Origin of the sequence: Massilia sp. (genome assembly GCF_031995545.1) — a bacterium.
Lineage (GTDB): Bacteria > Pseudomonadota > Gammaproteobacteria > Burkholderiales > Burkholderiaceae_D > Telluria.
Map to the genome: position 1 here is coordinate 43,892 of NZ_DAMAGA010000005.1, position 19,351 is coordinate 63,242.

Sequence of the window (19,351 nt, forward strand, 5' to 3'; positions counted from 1 at the left end):
CTGTCAGTTCTCTTCCATATGCTACTCTTGATTGGATCGGCACCGGAATATCGGTGAGCAAACCACAGCTAGTCAAGGAGAATATCCGTGAAGAGATTGATGGACCGTATCAAGCGCAGCATGAACCCGCCGCATGCCGTTCCCGCGGCGCGCTCTCAGCTGGAAGACAACGAGACGCAACGCATCATCCAGGCCGACGGCGATGCTGTCCGCCATGTCATCACCGACATCGGCGGCAAGCCTTATCGCATCGAGTCCGATGATGATTATCTCGAACACATCCAGGGGGCCTTCGAGCCGCACATGGTCGAGTTGTTCGATACGCTGCTCACGCCATCCGATATCGTGCTCGACATCGGCGCCAATATCGGATGCACATCGATCCTGTTCGGCAGCCGCGCCCGCCAGGTTTTCAGCTTCGAACCGTCTCCGACCACTTATCGGCTGCTCGACAAGAACGTCACGGCGGCCGGGCTGGACAATGTCTCGCTTCACAATATCGGGTTGGGCAAAACCCCTGGCCGGTTCGAACTGACGTTTTCGGCGAACAACCGCTCAGGCGGATTCGTCTCGAACCAGACCAGGGCGTCGGCCGGCCATCAGGTGGAACCCATCGAGATCGCCCGTGGCGACGACTTCCTGAGCCGGGCCGGCATCGATGCGGTGGACTTCATCAAGATCGATGTCGAAGGTTTCGAGCGCGACGTCATCGAGGGCTTGCGCAAGACGCTGGCGGTTTTCGAGCCGACGGTCACGCTGGAATTGAATCACTGGTGCCTGAATGTCCTGCAGCGCACCTCGGTGCCGGATTTCCTCGACTTCCTGCGCAGCGTCTTTCCCTGCCTGTATGCGGTGGATCTGGACGATATCCGCAACCTGCACGATGGCGACGAGGCATATCACGTCATGTTTTCCCACGTGGTCGGCGGCTTCAAATATCCGAACATCGTCGGCGCCTTCGATCCGGCGCGGTTGGCCGCATTCGGCGCCAGGTTCGGACGGACGATCGGCTAGCTCAGTTGGCGCTCTTGAGGTCGACCCGTTCGATCGTACGGCGCCACTCCTGCAAACTCAGCAGCGTATCGGTATCCGTATCCTCCACCAGAATCTCGCCTCCCTCCTGCGCTACCAGGAAGCTCTCGCGCCGCTGCACATCCTGCACACGGTCTTCGACAAAACTGAGCTGGTAATACTTCTTGCCATTGATCTCGCGCGGCACCGGATCGTCTTCGATCACGGCGCCGTGCGCCTTGCCGCGCGAACGGGTTTCGATCTGTTTCGACCAGGCCTGCAATTCGGGCAGGGCCAGCAGCGCCGCCATGGCCTGGTCCCTGGTCTGCACCGGTATGTCGGCCACGGCCGGCGCTGCCGGCGCAGGCTTGGGCGTCTCGCGTTCGGCGCGCTTGCAGCCTGCGAACGCGCACGACAGCGCAAGGGTGGCGGCGAGCAGGCGCAGGGAAGGACGGACAGCGGCGCGTGAGAACATGGAATGCCTCGTGAGGTAAGGCGGTCATACTAAACCATGCGTGTTTGAGCAGCAACTTGGCATGTCCCTACGGATTGGCGGTAGGCTGCGTCAGTCGCCCGGTCATGCGATGCCGCGTTGTCATGGAAACCACCACAAATGCGTTTGTAGATTTTCCATGTGGAAACAAATTCAACATTTGCGCCACGGATTGGCGCTTATTTGTTATGGGGCGGCAATTTACTATTAGAAATACTGCTATCCTGTAGGATCACTCCTACTTCAGCTCTGCAATGGATTTTCGCACCGCCTATACCCGCCGTTTGGAAAAATCCTCCCGGCGTCAGAAACGCCTCGGCACGCTGGCCGTGTTCGGGGTTGCGGCCGGTGTCGCTGCGCTCATGCTCCCGGAGTTGGCTGCATCGCACGACGAGCAACGGGTGAGCAGCAGCGCCGGCCTGGCGCTGGCGGCGGCGCCGGTCATCGGTGCGGGATCGGCCGCGCAAGGTGCCGCCTCACCGCGCCGTGTCTATCCGTACTCGATCATTCCCGGCGGCGTCTCCGGCGCCGCGGAACTCAAGCGCGTCATCCGGGCGGACCGGGTGGTAGCGGCGCACTATGCCAACTTCGATGCCGACAAGGCCAGGGAAGTCACCGTGACCAAGCCGCGCGCCGTGCACGTGTCGTACCGCAAGGGCGACCAGGTGTTCTGGACCGCGAAAAAAGTCATGCTGGCGCAGGGCGAAACGCTGCTGTCCGACGGCAGCAACGAAATGCGCGCGCGCTGCGCCAACCGCATTTCGGACACGCCCCAGTTTCCCGTCGAAGCCCATGGCCCGAGCGAAGAAGAACTCGACACCGTGCTCGCCGCTGCCAGCGGCGAACAGGGCATGTTCCTGGCCGCGTCGGCCGGGGTCGATGGCGATGGCGGCGGCAGCGGTTCGCGCTACCCGCTTGGCTACTTCCCGGATGGCGCCGGCCTGGTGCAGCCGGCAGCGGCACTGGCCAGCATGCGCTCGGCCACGCCGTCAGTGCCGCAGGCCGACCGCTCGGCCCTGTATGACCTGAGCACCGGCAACCGGATCAGCCGCACGGCGCAGAGCAGCGCCTCGGAAGGGGACGCGGCTGCAACGCCAGCCATCGGTTCTTCCGGCAGCGGGTCGACCGGCAGCGGCGGCGACACTTCCCAGGCGCCGGGCGACGCCAGCGCGCCCGCGACGGGCGGTGCCGGTACGCCGGCCGGTGGCGATCCATCGACCGCACCCGCTACCGGCGATCCAGCCACGCCGGGCACCGGCAATGGCGGCACCGGCACCGGCACCGGCGGTAATGGTGGCGCAGGCGGCCCTGCGACGGGCGGCAACGGCGGAACCGGAGGCCCTGGTACCGGCAATACTGGCAACGGCAACGGCGGCGACAGCAAGGACGGCACCGGTTCCGGCGGCCAGCCATCGACGCCGCATCCGGAATCCGGTCCCGAGGTGCCGCCGCAAACGCCGGGTACTCCGGGCGCACCGTCCACCCCGGGCAACGCCGAGCTCCCGGCCGCACCGACCGAAGTACCCGAGCCCGGCACGCTGTGGCTGGCGGGTGCCGCGGTGGCGGCGATGCTGTGGCTGCGCCGCAAAGGGTCGCGCGCGCAGCATTGAAACACCAAGGCCGCACGACCGCGGCCTGACCGCCGGACGACAAAAAGCCCGCGAGGCGTGAACCTCGCGGGCTTTTTGTTTGGCTTGAAAGACCGGTGCGCCGCGTGGCGCCGCACCGGTTTTCAGGCAGGGCCGTGGCCCGGCAGATTACATCATGCCGTCCATGCCGCCCATGCCACCCATACCGCCCATGCCGCCCATACCGCCGGCCGGCTTGTCTTCGACGACTTCCGAGATCATGCAGTCGGTGGTCAGCATCAGGCCGGCGATCGACGCTGCATTTTGCAGGGCCGAGCGGGTGACCTTGGCAGGATCGAGCACGCCCATTTCGACCATGTCGCCGTAGGTGCCGTTGCCTGCGTTGTAACCGTAGTTACCGGTGCCGGCCAGGACTGCAGCGACCACGACCGACGGCTCGTCGCCGGCGTTCTGGACGATCATGCGCAGCGGCTCTTCCATCGCGCGCAGGACGATCTTGATACCGGCTTCCTGGTCAGGGTTGTCACCCTTGATGTCCAGCGAAGCGCGGGCGCGCAGCAGAGCGACGCCGCCGCCTGGCACGATGCCTTCTTCGACGGCTGCGCGGGTTGCGTGCAGCGCGTCTTCGACGCGGGCCTTCTTCTCTTTCATCTCGACTTCGGTGGCTGCACCGACGCGGATCACGGCAACGCCGCCGGCCAGCTTGGCCACGCGCTCTTGCAGTTTTTCGCGGTCGTAGTCCGAGGTCGCTTCTTCGATCTGGGTGCGGATCATCTTGACGCGGCCCTCGATCGATTCAGCCTGGCCGGCGCCGTCGATGATGATGGTGTTTTCCTTGCCGACTTCGACGCGTGCAGCCTGGCCCAGTTCCGCCAGGGTGACTTTTTCCAGGGTCAGGCCGACTTCTTCGGCGATGACCTGGCCACCGGTCAGGATGGCGATGTCTTCCAGCATGGCCTTGCGGCGGTCGCCGAAGCCAGGTGCCTTGACGGCGACGGTCTTCAGGATGCCACGGATGTTGTTGACCACCAGGGTCGCCAGCGCTTCGCCTTCGATGTCTTCGGCGACGATCACCAGCGGACGGCCGGCCTTGGCGACTTGCTCCAGCACCGGCAGCAGGTCACGGATGTTCGAGATCTTCTTGTCGCACAGCAGGATGAACGGCTGTTCGTGCACGGCGACTTGCTTGTCCGGGTTGTTGATGAAGTAGGGCGACAGGTAGCCGCGGTCGAACTGCATGCCTTCCACGATGTCCAGCTCGTCGTTCAGCGACTTGCCGTCTTCCACGGTGATGACGCCTTCCTTGCCGACTTTTTCCATCGCCTCGGCGATACGCTCGCCGATCGAGGTTTCCGAGTTGGCCGAAATGGCGCCGACTTGCGCGATTTCCTTGGTAGTGGTGGTCGGCTTGGCGATCTTCTTCAGTTCTTCGACGGTCGCTGCGACGGCCTTGTCGATGCCGCGCTTCAGGTCCATCGGGTTCATGCCGGCGGCAACGAACTTCATGCCTTCGCGCACGATGGCTTGTGCCAGCACGGTTGCGGTGGTGGTGCCGTCACCGGCGTTGTCGCTGGTTTTGGAAGCGACTTCCTTGACCATCTGCGCGCCCATGTTCTGGAGCTTGTCTTTCAGTTCGACTTCTTTCGCGACCGAGACACCGTCCTTGGTGACGGTCGGGGCGCCGAACGAGCGCTCCAGCACGACGTTGCGGCCTTTCGGGCCCAGGGTCACCTTGACCGCGTTGGCCAGGATGTTGACGCCTTCGACCATCTTGGCGCGCGCTGCGTCGCCGAACACTACTTCTTTAGCTGCCATTTGTTATTTCTCCGAATTTCGTGAATGAGGTCAGGGAATTACTGCGCCACGACGGCCATGATGTCTTCTTCGCGCATCACCAGCAGCTCTTCGCCGTTGACCTTGACGGCCTGGCCCGAGTATTTGCCGAACAGCACGCGGTCGCCGACTTTGACTTCCAGCGGACGGACCTGGCCGTTGTCTTGCACTTTACCGTTACCAACGGCGAGGACTTCGCCCTGGTCCGGTTTTTCTGCCGCGGCATCAGGGATGATCAGGCCGGACGCAGTTTTGGTTTCCTGGTCGAGGCGCTTCACGATAACGCGATCGTGCAGAGGACGAAGGTTCATGCAAAACTCCTTAATATTCAATGGATTGACTAGCGTTTTTTGACACCGTCGCAGCAACTTCGAAACGCTGCGCCGGCTGCAAAGAGTTGTTAGCACTCTCTACTAACGAGTGCTAATTATAGGGACGATAAATTGCCATTTCAAGCTGCAATATTGCTAAATTAGCTGGGGCATTTGAGTTGGATCAATCGTTTTGTTGGATCTTGCACAATATATAGTGGAAAGCTTCGCCACGACATGAACGTATTGGCAAGAGCCGGGCAGAGTACACTGGCTGGGACTTTCATGCCGCACGCCTGTCCCGAGCGACCGTGGAAGTCCGGGTCCGGTAACGTGATTCGATTGACGGAAAAACCATCTCGATCCTATAGTGTCGAATGATTTCCGAATTCCAAGACCTCTCAGACAAAATCGACCGGCTCGCCCAGCTGACCCAGTCGCTGCGCGCCGAGAACTATCTGCTGCGCCAGGCCAACACCCTGCTCAGCGCCGAGAACCTGTCGTTCAAGGAACGCCTGTTCGCGGCCCAGCAGCGCATCGAGGCCATGCTCGACGAGCTGCCCAAGCCGCCGGGCGAGGAAGCGGAAGGCGAGGGCGCCGCCGCCGACGCCGCCGATACTGCTGCCGGTACCACTTCGAACAACGGCGCGAACAACGGCGCGAACAACAGCGAGGCCGCGCGATGATCCATCTCGACGTCACCATCATGGGCATGTCATACCGCCTGGCCTGCCGCCCCGGCGAAGAGCGTACCTTGCGCGAAGCGGTGAGCTACCTCGACGGCAAGATGTGCACCCTGCGCGATTCGGGCAAGGTCAAGGGCACCGACCGCATCGCCGTCATGGCCGCGCTCAGCGTCGCCGCGGAATTTTTATCGGTCAAGTCGCCGCAAGGGCCGTTGTCGGACCTGTCGATTCTCGAGGTCAAGCAAAAACTCGAGTCGATGCATGCCGTCCTGGACAAGGTTCTTTCGCCGCAGGAAAATCTGGTTTAAAAGTTCGGGTGAGCCCGAATCCGTTTGACAGGACGGAACAAAAGAGTAAACTGCGCTCTACCCTGCGGTGTTCGAGATTTGCCATATATTCCTTGAACCATTCTTACGCATAGGTCGTGGAACAAGTTCGATGGGCGTGAGCGTCGCTAGTCCGACGAACCCGAAATTGATCTGACCGTGACCGCCTTGAACCGTTTTGGTTCAGGATGCCGGCAAAAACGGCACATGCGGGGCATGAACACACAAGCGGTTGCGCACTCTGTACGCAGCCGCTTTTTTTTATGCCTGTCCGCAGCACGATGTACGAAAGAGAGGCGCGATGCGCTATTGGTTAATGAAATCCGAACCGGACGACGTCAGCTTCGACGACGTCCTGGCCGCGCCGCGGCAGACCGTGTCCTGGTACGGCGTGCGCAACTACCAGGCCCGCAACTTCATGCGCGACGCCATGTCGGCCGGCGACGGCGTCCTGTTCTATCACTCCAGCTGCGCGGTGCCCGGCGTCGCCGGCATCGCCGAAGTCGCCAGCGGCCCGTATCCCGACGCCACCCAGTTCGACCCCGCCAGCAAGTACCACGACCCCAAGGCCACGCAGGAAACGCCGCGCTGGATCTCGGTCGATGTGCGCGCAGTCGAACAGGGACGCTACCTGCCGCTGTCCGAGATGCGTGCCATCGCGGCGCTGGAAGACATGGTGCTGCTGCAGAAGGGCAGCCGGCTGTCGGTGTCGCCGGTGACCGAAGGCGAGTGGAACGCAGTGGTCGCGCTGGTGCGCGGCAAGGAGGCGTGATGGACCCGCTCCTGATCCTGGCATTGCTGGCAATGGGTACCTTCGGCGGCTTCGCGGCCGGCCTGCTCGGCATCGGCGGCGGCATGGTGCTGGTGCCGTTCATCACCATGATCTTCACCGCGCGCGGCTTCCCCGATTCGCTGGTGGTGCACATGGCGATCGCCACTGCGCTCGGCGTGATCCTGTTCACCTCGATGTCGTCGGTGCGCGCGCATCACAAGCACGGCGCGGTACTGTGGCCCGTGGTCAAGCTGCTGGCGCCCGGCATTCTGATCGGTTCCTGGATCGGTCCCTGGATCGGCAAGCAGATGGACACCGCCGTGCTGGCGACGTTCTTCGGCTGCTTCGTCGCCTACTCGGCGACCCAGATGCTGATCGGGAAAAAACCGGCGGCGGCGCGCGAGCTGCCCGGCAAGGGCGGCATGTTCGCGATGGGCGGTTTCATCGGCGTCCTCTCGGGCCTGGTCGGCGCCGGCGGCGGCTTCGTCTCGGTGCCGTTCATGACGCGCTGTAATGTGCGCATTCACAATGCGGTGGCCACCAGTGCGGCGCTGGGCTTTCCCATCGCGCTCTCGGGCACGCTGTCGAACATCTATTACGGCTGGGGCGAGCCGGGACTGCCGGCGTGGTCCCTTGGCTTCATCTACCTGCCGGCGCTGGCGATCATCGTGGCCGCCAGCGTCGTCATGGCGCCGCTCGGCGCACGCGCCGCGCACAAGATGCCGGTGCGGCAGCTGCAGCGCATCTTCGCGGTGATCCTGTATGCGCTGGCGGCGTACATGTTCTGGAAGGCGGTCAACTAGGAACGCCAGTTGCGGTCACTGCGCCGGGATGTCGAGCGCTTCGTGTGCGCGGCTGGCAGCCACGCCGACCTTCTCGCCACCGCCCATCAGGAAGATCCGGTTGCCGACGACGGCCGTGCCGTGTCCATGGCGTGGCGTCGGCATCGGCGGCAGGGCCGACCAGCGGTCCGACGCCGGATCGTAGACCCAGGCTTCGGCGAACACCTTCCGCTCCGGCACGAACTGTTCGCCGCCAAAGGCGTACAGGCGCCCATCATGGGAAGCCGCCGCCAGGCCGCCCTGGGCCAGCGGCATCGGTGACTTGGTTTCCCAGCGGTCAAGGGCAGGGTCATACACTTCCAGGGTCGCTACATTCACCGGACGTTGACCGCCATTCGGCTGCACCACCATCTGGCGGCCACCCACCACGTAGATCTTGTTGCCGATGACCGCTGCGGCGGCGCTGTTGCGCGCAGTCGGCGCATCGGCGATGCGCTTCCACTGGCCGGAGCGCACGTCCAGCACTTCGCCGCGATTGGTGTCGGCGTGCTGGCTGATGTGGACCGCATCCGCGCTGGCCGGCATGCGGCCGCCGATCAGATAGATCCTGTCGCCGATGGCCGCCACCACGCCTTCGGCGCGTGGCTGCGGCAGGGCGGGGCCCGGCGTCCAGCGATCGAGTTTCGGATCGTAGACGAACACCGTGGCGTGCGCGCGCCAGTCGGGAATCGCGCCGGAGAAGCCGCCGATGCCGTAGACCTTGCCGCCGGCGGCGGCCAGCGCGATGTGGTGCCGGCCTTCGGGCAGCGGCGACAGCTTGCGCCACGTGTTCGCTGCCGCATCGTAGGCTTCGACGTACGCGGTAAAACCTGGCGCATCGGACAGGATGCCGCCCGCCACATAAATCCTGCCATCAAGGACGGCCGGATAGATTTCCTGGCGCGCCAGGCTGGCGTCGGCCACGCGCGACCAGCGCGGCGCCGATGGCGACGCGGCGTCCGGCTGTGCGGGGGATGGGGTGGAAACGGCGAGCAGTGCTGCGGCCAGCAGCGTCGGCAGGATGGCGTTCAAACGGTGTCCTCGAATATTGTCATCGCCCGGTGCAGGCGACGCACATGTAGCTCGCTACTATACCTGCAGTGCTAGGCGCGCCGCATGCGCTGGCGGTCCAGCGGCAGGTCGCGCATGCGCAGGCCGCAGGCATCGAACACCGCATTCGCAATCGCCGCCGCGGCCGGGCCCTGCGCCGCTTCGCCGGTGCCCAGGAACGGCTGGCCGGGGCGGTCGATCAGGTGCACGCCGACCGTGTCCGGCACCTGGGTGAAGCGCAGGATCGGGTACGAGGCCCAGTCGACGGTCAGCACCTTCTGTTCGTCGTAGCGCACCTTTTCGAGCAGCGTCCAGCTGGTCGATTGCACGATGCCCCCTTCGATCTGGTTGCGCACGCCGTCCGGGTTGACGATCTCGCCGCAATCGACCGCCGCCTGCGCGCGCACGATGCGCACCAGGCCGGTCTCCAGCGCCACCTCGACTTCGACCGCCAGCGCGCAGTAGGCCAGCAGATTCTTGTAGCGCGCAAAAGCGAAGCCGCGTCCGCGCCGGGTAGTGCCCTGTGGGCGGCGGTAGCTGCTCCAGCCGAATTTGGAAGCCGCCAGCTTGACCACGTCGATCGCGCGTGGGTCGCTCAGATGGCGCAGCCGGAACTCGACCGGGTCGGCATTCGCGGCGCGCGCCAGTTCGTCCATGAAGCTCTCGATCGCGAACACATTGCAGTAGGCGCCCAGGCCGCGCAGGGCCGAGGTGCGCAGGATCGCCTGCGGCTGGAAGTGGTGCGTCACGCGCGCGTTGGGGATCGCGTAGTACGGAATCGCATTACGGTCGCCGCTGCCTTCCGGCTGCGGGCTCGGTTTCGGCACCGGCGGCGTGAATGGCCTGGCCAGGTGCGTCGCGGCCAGCAGGTTGCCGGCCTTGCCGGGACGCTGGTTGTGCGACGGCGTCAGCACCGCGTACTGCCAGTCGGCGATGCGGCCATCCAGGCCCAGCGTGGCGGCGACGTCGACCACCATCGCCGCGCCGAGCGGCTCCCATGCATGTTCTTCCTCGCGCATCCACTGCACCCGCACCGGCCGGCCGGGCAGGGCGCGCGCCAGCAGAGCGGCGTCGGCCGCGACATCGTCGGCGCCATTGTGGCCGTAGCAGCCGGCGCCTTCGAGGTGGATGCAGCGGATCGTGCCGTCCTTTACGCCCAGCAGTTCGGCCAGCGCGCCGCGCAGCGGGAACACGCCCTGCGAATGGGTCCACACGGTGTAGCGCCCGTCAATGAATTGCGCCACCGCGCACGACGGGCCGATCGAGCCGTGCAGCTGGAACGGGCGGGTATAGGTCGCGCGCAGGGTCTTGCCGGGAGTGCCGGGTGCGCCGCGTTCCAGGATCGGATAAGGTTGCGCCGGCTGGGCGCGCACCAGCGAGGCGATGTCGGGGTGCTTCGGCAGCGACGCCGGCGTCTCCCAGCGCGCGGCGCGCGCCAGCGCGGTGGCGGCTTTCACGGCGCGGTATTCGCCATCCGCGATCACGGCCAGGAAGCGGCCGTCGCGCACCACTTTCAATACGCCCGGCAGGCGCATCACGGCGGCGCTGTCGACCTCGATCAGGCGCGCCGCCTGCGACGGCGGACGCACCACGCGCGCGTGCACCATCTGCGGCAGGCGCAGGTCCTGGATATAGGCGCGTCCGCCGGTGAGCTTCGGGGGAATGTCGACGCGCGGTACCGATTTGCCGATCGCGGTTTTCGGGCCCGGTGCCGGCGGCGCCGGATCGGGCGTGGCGCGCACGTGCAGCTCCTGGCCCGTGACCAGCTGACCGAAGGTGACGCGGCCGCCGCCCGGCGCGACGAAGGCGCCGTCCTTTAGCGCCAGCATGGCCGCCGGGACCGAGAGGCGCGTCGCCGCCAGTTCAGTCAAACGCGCACGCACCTGGCCGGCCGCGTGGCGCAGCGCGGTGCCGCTGTCCTTCATCGAATTGCTGCCGGCGGTGAGGCCTTCGTCCGGTGTACGTTCGGTGTCGGCGGTCACCAGAAGCAGGCGGCCGACGGGCAAGCGCAATTCGTCGGCCGCCACCTGCAGCAGGGCGGTCTTGATGCCTTGTCCCAGTTCGACCTTGCCGGTGAAGACGGTGATGCGTTCATCGGCGCCGATGCGGATCCAGGCGTCGAGCCACGGGGTCTTGTCCAGGCTTTTCGGCAGTTCGCCGGATGCCGGCCACGCCGGCATCGCGAACGACAGTGTCAGTGCGCCGCCGGCCGCAATGAAGCGGCGTCGGCCTGCATTGCAGGGCACCTGTTCGCTCATCGCTGCGCTCCGCCTGGGGTCCTGGCCAGCACGTCGGCCGCGCGCCGCACCGCGCGCAGGATGCGCATGTGGGTGCCGCAGCGGCACAGGTTCGGTGACATGTGGGCGCGGATCTGGGCGTCGGTCGGCCGGGGCGTACGCTCGAGCAGGGCGCTGGCCTGCATGATCATGCCGGCGATGCAGTAGCCGCACTGCGCCGCCTGCTCGTCGATGAAGGCTTGCTGCAGCACGCCCGGCTTGTCGCTGCTGCCGAGTTCTTCGACGGTGCGCACGGCGCGCGTGCCGACGCTCGACACCGGCACCAGGCACGACATCGCCGGCTTGCCGTCCACCAGCACCGTGCACGAGCCGCACTGACCCAGGCCGCAGCCGAACTTGGCGCCATTGAGTTCCAGGTCGTTGCGCAGCACGTACAGCAGCGGCGTATCGGGGTCAAGATCGACGGCGTGCTGCTTGCCGTTGACCTGCAGGCGGTAGGTGGTCATGGTGCTCTCGCTTTGCGGACGGCGTCGTCCAGGTCGGGCCAGGCCGGCTGGCCGGCGCCGTACTTGCGCAGGTAGGCGGCCAGCGCGCCGGTCTGCTCGTCGGTCAGAATCGTGCGGTAGCCGGGCATCCAGCGTCCCGGTTCGCCGTCCGGCGGCAGGATGCCGTCGTCGACGATGTGAATCAGGCTGCGCGGATCGGGGTCGTACAGCGCCACCGCCTTCTGCAGCGGCAGCGCGGTGCCGGAGCTCGGCGCGCGGCCGGCGTCGTGGCAGCGCGCGCAGGAGTTGGCGTACAGCGCGTAGCCGGTGCGCATGCGCTGCAGGTCGGGGTCGTCGGCTTTCGGTTCGGGCAGCGATCCGGCCTGCTGCGCCGGGGTGCTGCGTGCGGGCGCCTGCGCCAGGTGGCTATGGGTCCAGGTGGCCAGCGCGGCGACGTCGCGTTCATCGGCCTGCGCCAGGTGCATCACCACGTCCTGCATCGGGCCGCCGGCCACTGCGTGGTCGTTGGCGATGCCGGTGCGCAGATAGGCGTGCAGCTGTTCGCGCGTCCATGGCAGCGGCGACGGCGCGCGCGCGTTCAGGGCCGGGGCGTACCAGTCCTCGGCTTCGCCGCCGTCGAGCGGCCGCGACAGGTCGGGGCCGCCCAGCATCGTGCGCGGGGTGTGGCAGGCGGCGCAGTGGGCCACCGCGCCGGCCAGGTAGGCGCCGCGGTTCCATTCGGCGGACTGCTTCGGATCGGCTTCCCAGGCCGTGTCGTCCAGGTACAGCACGTTCCAGAACGCGACCAATGGGCGGAAGCCGAACGGGAAAGTCATGTCGTTGTCGCGTGCCGGCGCGTGGATGGCGGGGCGCGTCATGAAATACGCGTACAGGTCGTCGATGTCGGCCTGGGTCATGCGCGTGTAATGGTTGTAGGGGAAGGCCGGATACAGGTGGTGGCCGTCGCGCGAGACGCCCTTGCGCATGGAGCGAGTAAAAGCGTCAGGGCTCCAGCGCCCGATGCCGGTTTCGGGGTCGGGCGTGATGTTGGTGCTGTAGACGGTGCCGAACGGCGTTTCCATCGGCTTGCCGCCGGCGAACGGCTTGGCCAGGTCGGGCGTATGGCACGAGGCACACATGCCGAGCCGCGCTAGGTTGGCGCCGCGCGCGATGCGGGTCTGGTCGAACGAAGGGGCGGCGGTCAGCGGCGCGATCGCCGGGCGCCACATGATGGCGAAGGCCACGCCTGCGAGCACGATGGCCGCCGCAAGCAGCCACTTTCCGACATGCCGCTTGCGTCGAGGGTGATCCATTCAGGGCTCCGATGGGTGGAGCCCCATTCTCGGGGAGGCGTGGGCGGCGCTCTGTGCGCTCGCCCACTAAACAGCAGGGGAATGCCGTCAGGCCGCCACCGGCTGGCGCGGCGCCTGGCGATAGGCCCACGCCAGCATGATGAGTGCCGCCACGATCATCGGCAGCGACAGCACCTGACCCGAGGTGATCGGCAGGCCGAACACGGTGGTTTCCCAGTCCGGCACGCGGAACCACTCGGTGAAGAAGCGCGCGCACCCGTACAGCAGCGTGAACATGGCGCCGACCGCCAGGCGCGGACGCGCCTTGCGTGCGAACAGCCACAGGATGATGAACACCAGGATGCCGTCCACCAGCATCTGGTACAGCGGCGACGGATGGCGCGGCCCCGCCACGCCCGGCCACAGCATGGCCCACGGCAGGCTCGGATCGGCCAGGCGGCCCGGCAGTTCGGCGTTGATGAAGTTGCCCATGCGGCCGCACGCGTAACCCAGCGGCACCAGCGGCGCGATGAAGTCGTACACGTCGAGCAGGTTGCGCTTGCGTTTGCGGGCCCACAGCGCCATCGCGATCAGGACGCCCAGGAAGCCGCCGTGGAACGACATGCCGCCGCGCCAGATCATGAAGATCTCGGCCGGATGCTGCAGGAAGTACAGCGGCTGGTAGAACAGCACCTCACCCAGACGGCCGCCCAGCACCACGCCCAGCATCCCGTAGAACAGCATGTCGTCCAGGTCGTCCCTGGTCCAGCCTTGCGCGGCCACGTGCGGCATGCGGATGCGCACCCGGCCCAGGATGATGAACAGGGCGAAGGCGAGCACGTACATCAGGCCATACCAGTGGATCTGCACCGGTCCGAGCGAGAGCGCGATCGGGTTCGGCTGCGGGTGAATCAGCATAGTCAGTCTTTCTTTATCAGGTCCAGGAATCCCTTGAGGACGGGCGAATCGTTGTCGCGGCGCCAGGCCAGGCCGGTTTCGGCCAGCGGCGTCGGGTCCGATAACGCCCGGTATTCTACGCCCGGCCGCATCAGGTTCGACACGGATTGTGGCACAAGTGCCAAGCCCATGCCGCCGGAGACCAGGCTGACGATGGTCTGCATCTGGATCGCTTCCTGGCCGATCGTGGGCGTCACGCCGGCCGCGCGGAAGCACGCCAGGATGGCGTCGTGCAGGCTCGGGGCCAGCGCGCGCGGGAAGATCACCAGCGGCAGCGGCGGCAGGTCGCGCAGGCGCACCGGGCCTGGCCTAGACAGCGCATCCAGCCCGCTCGGAGCGCACAGCACCAGCGGTTCTTCCAGCACCTTCAGATAGTCCAGCGCCGCGTCCGGGGCGCCAGTCTGCAAGGGGATGACGAAACCGGCGTCGATGCGGCCGGCCAGCAGTTCCTCGAACTGGACGTCGGACGTCGATTCCTGCAGCACCAGCTGGACTTGCGGATAGGCCGCGCGGTAGCGGCGCAGCATGTCGGGCAGCAGGCCGAGGCCTGCGGTGGAGACGAACGACAGCGCCAGGCGGCCCGCTTCGCCGCTGGCGGCGCGCCGCACCAGTTCAACCAGGCTAGAACTTTGCTCGAGGATGCGGCGTGCCTCGGGCAGCAGGGCGCTGCCGGCGGCGCTCAAGCTGACGGTGCGGCGGTTGCGCAGAAACAGCGGGGCGCCGAGCAGGTCTTCCAGGTTGGCGATGCTCTGCGACAGCGGCGGCTGGGTCATGTGCAGGCGCCGGGCGGCGCGGCCGAAGTGCAGTTCTTCGGCGACGGTGACGAAGTGGCGCAGCTGGCGCAGTTCGGGATGCATTGATATGTGCTACGTATGGACGCGATTCGGTGATACGTCCAATGTATCACATAGAGAGATTGGCTCAGCGGCGCTTGTCGAGCGACTTTTTCACGCGCTCGCTGCGGTGCTTGTCCTGCAAATCGTGCTCCTTCTTCTTGTCGAGGCCCAGCATCTTTTCGATGAACTCGAACCAGATGAAAGCCACCACCATCAGGCCGATGATGTACCACCATGACAGGTCGGCGAAACGCCATACTTCAAAGCCGCGCAACGCGACCAGAGCGACGATGAACAGGATCAGGCGCATGGTTCAAAACTCCTTCGAAGCTGCTATCTTACAAAGAAACCCGCTGCAAGAAGATGCTCTGTGGAAAATTAAAGACGTTTGGGCCGCTGTCAGGTGTTACCAATGCCGCGTCCAGGTTACAGAGTGTATCGGTCTGCGGTTCGCTTGAGGATTGCAGGTAGAATCGCTTCAGTGATAAACACGGAGAATTTCATGAAGCGCTCGCTGTCGTTATGTGTGATGTTGTCGGCCCTGGCCTCTGGCGGCGCGTTCGCACAGGCCGACCTGGCGAAGGCCAAGAACTGCATGACCTGCCACACGGTGCAGACCAAGCTGGTCGGCCCGGCGTACAAGGACGTGGCGGAACGCTACGCGGGCCAGAAAAGCGCCGAGGACAAGCTGGTGCAGAAAGTGCTCAAGGGTGGCGCCGGCGTCTGGGGTCCGGTGCCGATGCCGGCCAACCCGCAGGTAAGCGAGGCGGAAGCGCGCAGCCTGGTCAAGTGGGTGCTGTCGACCAAGTGATGTCCTGAGTAGTTACCCGATTCGAGAAAGCGCGCCTGCGTCAGCACGGCGCGCTTTTTTCATGGGCCGAATTACAGTCGACCCTAAAGCTGACTCTTGCATTGAGGCGGCCGCGTTTCTTGTGTAAGATGCTCGTTTGGGTGCGTTCATCCTTCCAAGGGATGACGTTAAACGGGAAACCGGTGACACCGCTTCGCGCGGCCATTCCGGTGCAGCCCCCGCTGCTGTAAGCCTGACGACTCCGTCGATACGCCACTGCCTGGTTCACACCGGGCGGGAAGGCACGGAGAAGGATGAAGGCGAGCCAGAATACCGGCCCGAATCGCCAGCATCATTCCCCGGGGTGACGGGAAGCCGCTGTCGGCCGGCTTCGCGCTCCTGAACCCTGTCGACCGTCCTTCCGCCTCCCCGCATGGTGTCCTTATCGACCATTCGACGGGAGGTTTCGAATGCATATCATGGAAGGTTTCCTGCCGCCGGCGCACGCCATCGGCTGGGCCGCCGCTTCTTTGCCTTTCCTGGCCTTCGGCCTGCGTAGCGTCAGCCGCACGCTGGCCACGCATCCCGAACAGCGCATGCTGCTCGGCGTCGCCGCCGCTTTCGCTTTTCTTCTTTCCGCCCTCAAGCTGCCGTCGGTGACGGGCAGCTGCTCGCACCCGACCGGGATCGGCCTCGGTGCGCTGCTGTTCGGCCCCGCCGCCATGGTGCCGGTGGGGTTCGTGGTGCTGCTGTTCCAGGCGCTGCTGCTGGCGCACGGCGGCATTACCACGCTCGGCGCCAACGTGTTCTCGATGGCGGTGGTCGGCCCGTTCGTCGCCTACGGCGTGTTCCGCGCGGCGGCAGGCGCCGGCGCATCGCGCTCGGTGGCGGTGTTCCTGGCCGCCTGCCTGGGTGACCTCGCCACCTACGTCACCACCTCGATCCAGCTGGCCTGGGCCTTCCCCGACGCGGTCGGCGGCTTCAGCGCATCGTTCGTCAAGTTCGCCGGCATTTTCGGCCTGACCCAGGTGCCGATCGCGATCAGCGAAGGCCTGCTCACGGTGCTGGTGGTGAATGCCATGGCACGCTTCAACGCGCACGAGCTGCGCGCGCTGCCGGTAATGGCGATGGAGAAGAAGGCATGAAGCTGCGTACCGTATTGATCTGGAGCGCCATCGTGCTGCTCACCGTGCTGCCGCTGTGGTTCGCCAGCGCGCCGCCGGCCGAACCGGGCGCCGAGGCGCCGGCCATGTTTGGCGGCGCCGACGAACGCGCGCAGCAGGCCATCGGCACCGTCGCGCCGCACTACACGCCGTGGTTCGAGCCGCTGTTCGAGCCGGCCAGCGGCGAGATCGCCTCGCTGCTGTTCGCGCTGCAGGCGGCGATCGGCGCCGGCGTGATCGGCTACTGGCTCGGCACCTCGGTGACGCGCGAGCGCGTGCGGCGTGAAGCTGCGGAGTCCCATGCTGATTGAGACGGCGGCCTACGCCAGCCGCTGGCGCCCGGTCGCGCCTTCGGCCAAGGCGCTGTTCGCATTATGTGGGATCGGCGCTGCCTGGATCGCGCACAGCCCCTCAATGCTGGCGGCGCTGGCCTGCATGCTGGTGTTGACCGCATTGCTGTTCGCGCGTGTGCCGCTGCGCACCTATGCGGTGCTGGCGATCGCGCCGGTCGGCTTCCTGCTGTTGTCGTGCGTGGCCATGCTGGCCGGTCCCGGCGCGGACGGGCACTGGGGCTGGCATGGTGCGCCGCTTGATCTGGTGGCGCGCACCGCCTTGCGCTCGCTGACGGTGCTGGCTGCGCTCCTGGGCCTGGTGCTCACCACGCCGCTGCCTGACCTCATCAACCTGCTGCGCCGCGTACGCACGCCGGAACTGCTGCTCGACCTGATGGTGCTGTGCTACCGCATGCTGTTCGTGCTGCGCCAGGCCTGGGACGATGGTGTGCAGGCCCAGCGCGCGCGCCTGGGCTATGGCGGCTGGCGCCATGCCTGGCGTTCGATGGGCCTGTTGGCCGGCCAGATGGCGGTGCAGGTGTGGCAGCGCGCCTCGGCCCTGCAGATGGCGGCCGACGCGCGCGGCTACCAAGGCGCGCTGCGCTTCCTGCCGGCGGTGTTCCCACAGGCGCGTGCGCAGAACCTGCGCGCGGCACTGGCCGGAGCGTTGCTGCTGGCGCCGGCCATCGGAGACCGCCTGTCATGAATCCTGTGCTCGCCCTCGATGCGGTGAACCACGTGTTCGCGGACGGCAGTGCCGGCCTGCGTGGCTGCAGCCTGTCGTTCGAACGCGGCATGCGCCACGCGCTGCTGGGCGCGAACGGCGCCGGCAAGACCACCTTGCTGCAGCACCTGAACGGCTTGCTGCGACCGAGCGCCGGCACGCTGCGCTGGGACGATCAGCCGTTCGACTACAGCCGCGCAGGACTGGCCGAATTGCGGCGCCGCGTCGGCCTGGTGTTCCAGAACCCGGACCGCCAGCTGTTTTCGGCCCAGGTCGAGGAGGACGTTTCTTTCGGCCCGCTCAACCTCGGCCTGGATGCCGCCATTGTCCGTGCCCGCGTGGCGTCCGCGCTGGAAGCGGTCGGCCTGCAGGGGCAGGGCAGCCGCGCCGTACACCACCTGAGCTTCGGCCAGAAGAAGCGCGTCTGCATCGCCGGCGTGCTGGCGATGGAACCCGACGTGCTGCTACTGGACGAACCGATGGCGGGCCTGGACGCGCCGATGCAGCACGAACTGGCGGCGCTGCTCGACCGTCTGGCCGCGCGCGGCGTCACCGTGCTGCTGTCTACCCACGACGTCGATTTCGCCTACCGCTGGGCCGATCGCATCCATCTGATGGCGGACGGGCGCTGCATCGCGTCCGGTCCGACGCAGCAGGTGGCGCGCCAGGAAGACGCGTTGCGCGCGGCCGGCCAGCGGCTGCCGGCGGCGCTGGCGCTGCACGCGCTGCTGGCCGAACGCGGCGTGCTGGAATCCGGCTCGGCGCCACGCAGCATCGACGCAGTGCTCGACGCGCTGCGCTCTACCCATCCACAAGAGACGATTACATGACGGCAGAAACGACCCCGCAGACCCCAGGCAAGATCTGGTTCGTCGGCGCCGGCCCGGGCGACCCGGAACTCATCACGGTCAAGGGCCAGAAGCTGCTGGCGCAGGCCGGCGCGGTGCTGTTCGCCGGTTCGCTGGTCGACCGCGCCGCCACCCTGTACGCCCCGGAAGGCTGCGCGATCCGCGACTCGAAGGACATGACACTGGAAGAGATGACCGCCTGGCTGATCGACCAGGCTAGATGCCACGCGGTCGTGGTGCGCCTGCAGACCGGCGACCCGGGCCTGTACGGCGCGCTGATCGAGATGGCGCGTCCCTTGACGGATGCCGGCATCGAATGGGCGGTGGTGCCGGGCGTGTCGTCGGCGATGGCCTCGATGGCGGCCGCCGGCGAGTCGATGACGCTGCCCGAAGTGACCCAGACCGTGATCCTCACGCGCGTCGAAGGCCGCACCCCGATGCCGGAAGGCGAAGACCTGGCCAGCCTGGCCGCGCACCGCACCACGATCTGCATCTTCCTGTCGATCACCCTGATGCACAAGGTCGAGAAGGCGCTGCGGGAAGCCGGCTGGCCAGAAGACTCGCCGATGCTGGTGGTGCACAAGGCCAGCTGGCCGGGCGAGCAAAAAATCCTGCGCGGCACGCTGGCCGACATCAAGGCACGCTGCCGCGAGGCCGGCGTGGCCAGCCAGGCGATGATCGTCGCCAGCCCGACGCTGGGCGCGCTGCACTGGGAAACCCTGGTGCGCTCCAAGCTGTACGACCCCACCTTCACCCACCGTTTCAGAAAGGCCAGCGCATGAGCGCGGCGACCAC

General features: G+C 66.4%; 22 protein-coding genes, 1 other RNA gene and 1 riboswitch. Of the genes, 13 read left to right on the forward strand and 10 right to left on the reverse strand.

The window, feature by feature from the left end; all coding sequences use genetic code 11:
* Window positions 1-87 precede the first annotated feature (87 nt).
* Entirely contained in the window at window positions 88-1,014 is a 927-nt protein-coding gene (locus RTQ83_RS05710) for an FkbM family methyltransferase (RefSeq protein WP_312511996.1), read from the forward strand.
* Window position 1,015: 1 nt separating this feature from the next.
* Here RTQ83_RS05710 and RTQ83_RS05715 read toward each other — a convergent pair whose 3' ends face one another.
* Window positions 1,016-1,486, reverse strand: coding sequence for a hypothetical protein (locus RTQ83_RS05715; protein ID WP_312511998.1), 471 nt, complete (start codon window positions 1,484-1,486; stop codon window positions 1,016-1,018).
* A gap of 272 nt (window positions 1,487-1,758) precedes the next feature.
* Here RTQ83_RS05715 and RTQ83_RS05720 point away from each other — a divergent pair, with 272 nt between their 5' ends.
* Complete coding sequence (locus RTQ83_RS05720) at window positions 1,759-3,114, forward strand: PEP-CTERM sorting domain-containing protein (RefSeq protein WP_312512000.1); 1,356 nt, start codon at window positions 1,759-1,761, stop codon at window positions 3,112-3,114.
* Window positions 3,115-3,261: 147 nt separating this feature from the next.
* Here the strand turns inward: RTQ83_RS05720 and groL are convergent, their stop codons facing one another.
* Both groL and groES read right to left on the reverse strand, forming a co-directional pair.
* A complete protein-coding gene (gene groL, locus RTQ83_RS05725; protein ID WP_312512002.1) occupies window positions 3,262-4,908 on the reverse strand; it encodes a chaperonin GroEL in 1,647 nt (548 codons plus the stop codon).
* Window positions 4,909-4,946: 38 nt separating this feature from the next.
* A complete protein-coding gene (gene groES, locus RTQ83_RS05730) occupies window positions 4,947-5,237 on the reverse strand; it encodes a co-chaperone GroES (protein WP_005665652.1) in 291 nt (96 codons plus the stop codon).
* Between the two features lie 377 nt (window positions 5,238-5,614).
* On the opposite strand from groES, the gene RTQ83_RS05735 reads away from it, so the two are divergent.
* The 5 genes from RTQ83_RS05735 to RTQ83_RS05755 all read left to right on the forward strand — a co-directional run bounded on the left by RTQ83_RS05735 (window position 5,615) and on the right by RTQ83_RS05755 (window position 7,824).
* Window positions 5,615-5,923: a hypothetical protein gene (locus RTQ83_RS05735; RefSeq protein WP_312512004.1), complete on the forward strand. Its 309-nt coding sequence runs from the start codon at window positions 5,615-5,617 to the stop codon at window positions 5,921-5,923.
* On the forward strand, window positions 5,920-6,231 hold the full coding sequence (locus RTQ83_RS05740; protein ID WP_312512007.1) for a cell division protein ZapA: 312 nt from the start codon (window positions 5,920-5,922) through the stop codon (window positions 6,229-6,231). Before RTQ83_RS05735 ends, RTQ83_RS05740 begins: the two co-directional genes overlap by 4 nt.
* Window positions 6,232-6,287: 56 nt before the next feature.
* Window positions 6,288-6,469: non-coding RNA, 6S RNA (gene ssrS / locus RTQ83_RS05745), on the forward strand.
* 81 nt (window positions 6,470-6,550) lie between these two features.
* Entirely contained in the window at window positions 6,551-7,021 is a 471-nt protein-coding gene (locus RTQ83_RS05750) for an EVE domain-containing protein (protein ID WP_312512010.1), read from the forward strand.
* Window positions 7,021-7,824 carry a sulfite exporter TauE/SafE family protein gene (locus RTQ83_RS05755; RefSeq protein WP_312512012.1) on the forward strand — a complete coding sequence of 268 codons (804 nt, stop codon included), beginning with the start codon at window positions 7,021-7,023 and terminating at the stop codon, window positions 7,822-7,824. The genes RTQ83_RS05750 and RTQ83_RS05755 overlap by 1 nt, the downstream gene beginning before the upstream one ends.
* Window positions 7,825-7,839: 15 nt before the next feature.
* Here RTQ83_RS05755 and RTQ83_RS05760 read toward each other — a convergent pair whose 3' ends face one another.
* The 7 genes from RTQ83_RS05760 to RTQ83_RS05790 all read right to left on the reverse strand — a co-directional run bounded on the left by RTQ83_RS05760 (window position 7,840) and on the right by RTQ83_RS05790 (window position 15,009).
* A complete protein-coding gene (locus tag RTQ83_RS05760) occupies window positions 7,840-8,874 on the reverse strand; it encodes a kelch repeat-containing protein (RefSeq protein ID WP_312512015.1) in 1,035 nt (344 codons plus the stop codon).
* A 71-nt stretch (window positions 8,875-8,945) separates the two neighbouring features.
* Window positions 8,946-11,150, reverse strand: a complete 2,205-nt coding sequence (locus RTQ83_RS05765) for a molybdopterin cofactor-binding domain-containing protein (protein ID WP_312512018.1) — start codon at window positions 11,148-11,150, stop codon at window positions 8,946-8,948.
* On the reverse strand, window positions 11,147-11,635 hold the full coding sequence (locus RTQ83_RS05770) for a 2Fe-2S iron-sulfur cluster-binding protein (protein WP_312512021.1): 489 nt from the start codon (window positions 11,633-11,635) through the stop codon (window positions 11,147-11,149). The genes RTQ83_RS05765 and RTQ83_RS05770 overlap by 4 nt, the downstream gene beginning before the upstream one ends.
* Entirely contained in the window at window positions 11,632-12,927 is a 1,296-nt protein-coding gene (locus tag RTQ83_RS05775; protein ID WP_312512023.1) for a cytochrome c, read from the reverse strand. Before RTQ83_RS05775 ends, RTQ83_RS05770 begins: the two co-directional genes overlap by 4 nt.
* Window positions 12,928-13,014: 87 nt before the next feature.
* Window positions 13,015-13,824: a prolipoprotein diacylglyceryl transferase gene (gene lgt, locus RTQ83_RS05780; RefSeq protein WP_312512025.1), complete on the reverse strand. Its 810-nt coding sequence runs from the start codon at window positions 13,822-13,824 to the stop codon at window positions 13,015-13,017.
* A gap of 2 nt (window positions 13,825-13,826) precedes the next feature.
* On the reverse strand, window positions 13,827-14,720 hold the full coding sequence (locus RTQ83_RS05785) for a LysR family transcriptional regulator (protein ID WP_312512028.1): 894 nt from the start codon (window positions 14,718-14,720) through the stop codon (window positions 13,827-13,829).
* Between the two features lie 64 nt (window positions 14,721-14,784).
* Window positions 14,785-15,009, reverse strand: coding sequence for a TIGR04438 family Trp-rich protein (locus RTQ83_RS05790; protein WP_312512030.1), 225 nt, complete (start codon window positions 15,007-15,009; stop codon window positions 14,785-14,787).
* 192 nt (window positions 15,010-15,201) lie between these two features.
* Here RTQ83_RS05790 and RTQ83_RS05795 point away from each other — a divergent pair, with 192 nt between their 5' ends.
* From RTQ83_RS05795 to cobM, 6 genes are all read left to right on the forward strand, one after another.
* The gene (locus tag RTQ83_RS05795) at window positions 15,202-15,510 is read left to right on the forward strand and encodes a c-type cytochrome (protein ID WP_312512031.1); all 309 of its coding nucleotides are present in this window, start codon (window positions 15,202-15,204) and stop codon (window positions 15,508-15,510) included.
* A 121-nt stretch (window positions 15,511-15,631) separates the two neighbouring features.
* A riboswitch (cobalamin riboswitch) is annotated at window positions 15,632-15,846 on the forward strand.
* A gap of 113 nt (window positions 15,847-15,959) precedes the next feature.
* Complete coding sequence (locus tag RTQ83_RS05800) at window positions 15,960-16,634, forward strand: energy-coupling factor ABC transporter permease (RefSeq protein ID WP_312512034.1); 675 nt, start codon at window positions 15,960-15,962, stop codon at window positions 16,632-16,634.
* On the forward strand, window positions 16,631-16,963 hold the full coding sequence (locus RTQ83_RS05805; protein ID WP_312512036.1) for an energy-coupling factor ABC transporter substrate-binding protein: 333 nt from the start codon (window positions 16,631-16,633) through the stop codon (window positions 16,961-16,963). Before RTQ83_RS05800 ends, RTQ83_RS05805 begins: the two co-directional genes overlap by 4 nt.
* Window positions 16,953-17,690 (forward strand): cobalt ECF transporter T component CbiQ, encoded by a 738-nt coding sequence (gene cbiQ / locus RTQ83_RS05810; protein ID WP_312512038.1) that lies wholly within the window; start codon window positions 16,953-16,955, stop codon window positions 17,688-17,690. Before RTQ83_RS05805 ends, cbiQ begins: the two co-directional genes overlap by 11 nt.
* Entirely contained in the window at window positions 17,687-18,538 is an 852-nt protein-coding gene (locus RTQ83_RS05815) for an ABC transporter ATP-binding protein (protein WP_312512040.1), read from the forward strand. The genes cbiQ and RTQ83_RS05815 overlap by 4 nt, the downstream gene beginning before the upstream one ends.
* Window positions 18,535-19,338 carry a precorrin-4 C(11)-methyltransferase gene (gene cobM, locus RTQ83_RS05820; protein ID WP_312512041.1) on the forward strand — a complete coding sequence of 268 codons (804 nt, stop codon included), beginning with the start codon at window positions 18,535-18,537 and terminating at the stop codon, window positions 19,336-19,338. Before RTQ83_RS05815 ends, cobM begins: the two co-directional genes overlap by 4 nt.
* Window positions 19,339-19,351: the final 13 nt, after the last annotated feature.

Coding starts and splice junctions, on each gene's coding strand:
- RTQ83_RS05715 (WP_312511998.1), bottom strand. CDS start 1,486: ATGTTCTCACGCGCCGCTGTCCGTCCTTCCCTGCGCCTGCTCGCCGCC.
- RTQ83_RS05720 (WP_312512000.1), top strand. CDS start 1,759: ATGGATTTTCGCACCGCCTATACCCGCCGTTTGGAAAAATCCTCCCGG.
- groL (WP_312512002.1), bottom strand. CDS start 4,908: ATGGCAGCTAAAGAAGTAGTGTTCGGCGACGCAGCGCGCGCCAAGATG.
- groES (WP_005665652.1), bottom strand. CDS start 5,237: ATGAACCTTCGTCCTCTGCACGATCGCGTTATCGTGAAGCGCCTCGAC.
- RTQ83_RS05735 (WP_312512004.1), top strand. CDS start 5,615: ATGATTTCCGAATTCCAAGACCTCTCAGACAAAATCGACCGGCTCGCC.
- RTQ83_RS05740 (WP_312512007.1), top strand. CDS start 5,920: ATGATCCATCTCGACGTCACCATCATGGGCATGTCATACCGCCTGGCC.
- RTQ83_RS05750 (WP_312512010.1), top strand. CDS start 6,551: ATGCGCTATTGGTTAATGAAATCCGAACCGGACGACGTCAGCTTCGAC.
- RTQ83_RS05755 (WP_312512012.1), top strand. CDS start 7,021: ATGGACCCGCTCCTGATCCTGGCATTGCTGGCAATGGGTACCTTCGGC.
- RTQ83_RS05765 (WP_312512018.1), bottom strand. CDS start 11,150: ATGAGCGAACAGGTGCCCTGCAATGCAGGCCGACGCCGCTTCATTGCG.
- RTQ83_RS05770 (WP_312512021.1), bottom strand. CDS start 11,635: ATGACCACCTACCGCCTGCAGGTCAACGGCAAGCAGCACGCCGTCGAT.
- RTQ83_RS05775 (WP_312512023.1), bottom strand. CDS start 12,927: ATGGATCACCCTCGACGCAAGCGGCATGTCGGAAAGTGGCTGCTTGCG.
- lgt (WP_312512025.1), bottom strand. CDS start 13,824: ATGCTGATTCACCCGCAGCCGAACCCGATCGCGCTCTCGCTCGGACCG.
- RTQ83_RS05785 (WP_312512028.1), bottom strand. CDS start 14,720: ATGCATCCCGAACTGCGCCAGCTGCGCCACTTCGTCACCGTCGCCGAA.
- RTQ83_RS05790 (WP_312512030.1), bottom strand. CDS start 15,009: ATGCGCCTGATCCTGTTCATCGTCGCTCTGGTCGCGTTGCGCGGCTTT.
- RTQ83_RS05795 (WP_312512031.1), top strand. CDS start 15,202: ATGAAGCGCTCGCTGTCGTTATGTGTGATGTTGTCGGCCCTGGCCTCT.
- RTQ83_RS05800 (WP_312512034.1), top strand. CDS start 15,960: ATGCATATCATGGAAGGTTTCCTGCCGCCGGCGCACGCCATCGGCTGG.
- RTQ83_RS05805 (WP_312512036.1), top strand. CDS start 16,631: ATGAAGCTGCGTACCGTATTGATCTGGAGCGCCATCGTGCTGCTCACC.
- cbiQ (WP_312512038.1), top strand. CDS start 16,953: ATGCTGATTGAGACGGCGGCCTACGCCAGCCGCTGGCGCCCGGTCGCG.
- RTQ83_RS05815 (WP_312512040.1), top strand. CDS start 17,687: ATGAATCCTGTGCTCGCCCTCGATGCGGTGAACCACGTGTTCGCGGAC.
- cobM (WP_312512041.1), top strand. CDS start 18,535: ATGACGGCAGAAACGACCCCGCAGACCCCAGGCAAGATCTGGTTCGTC.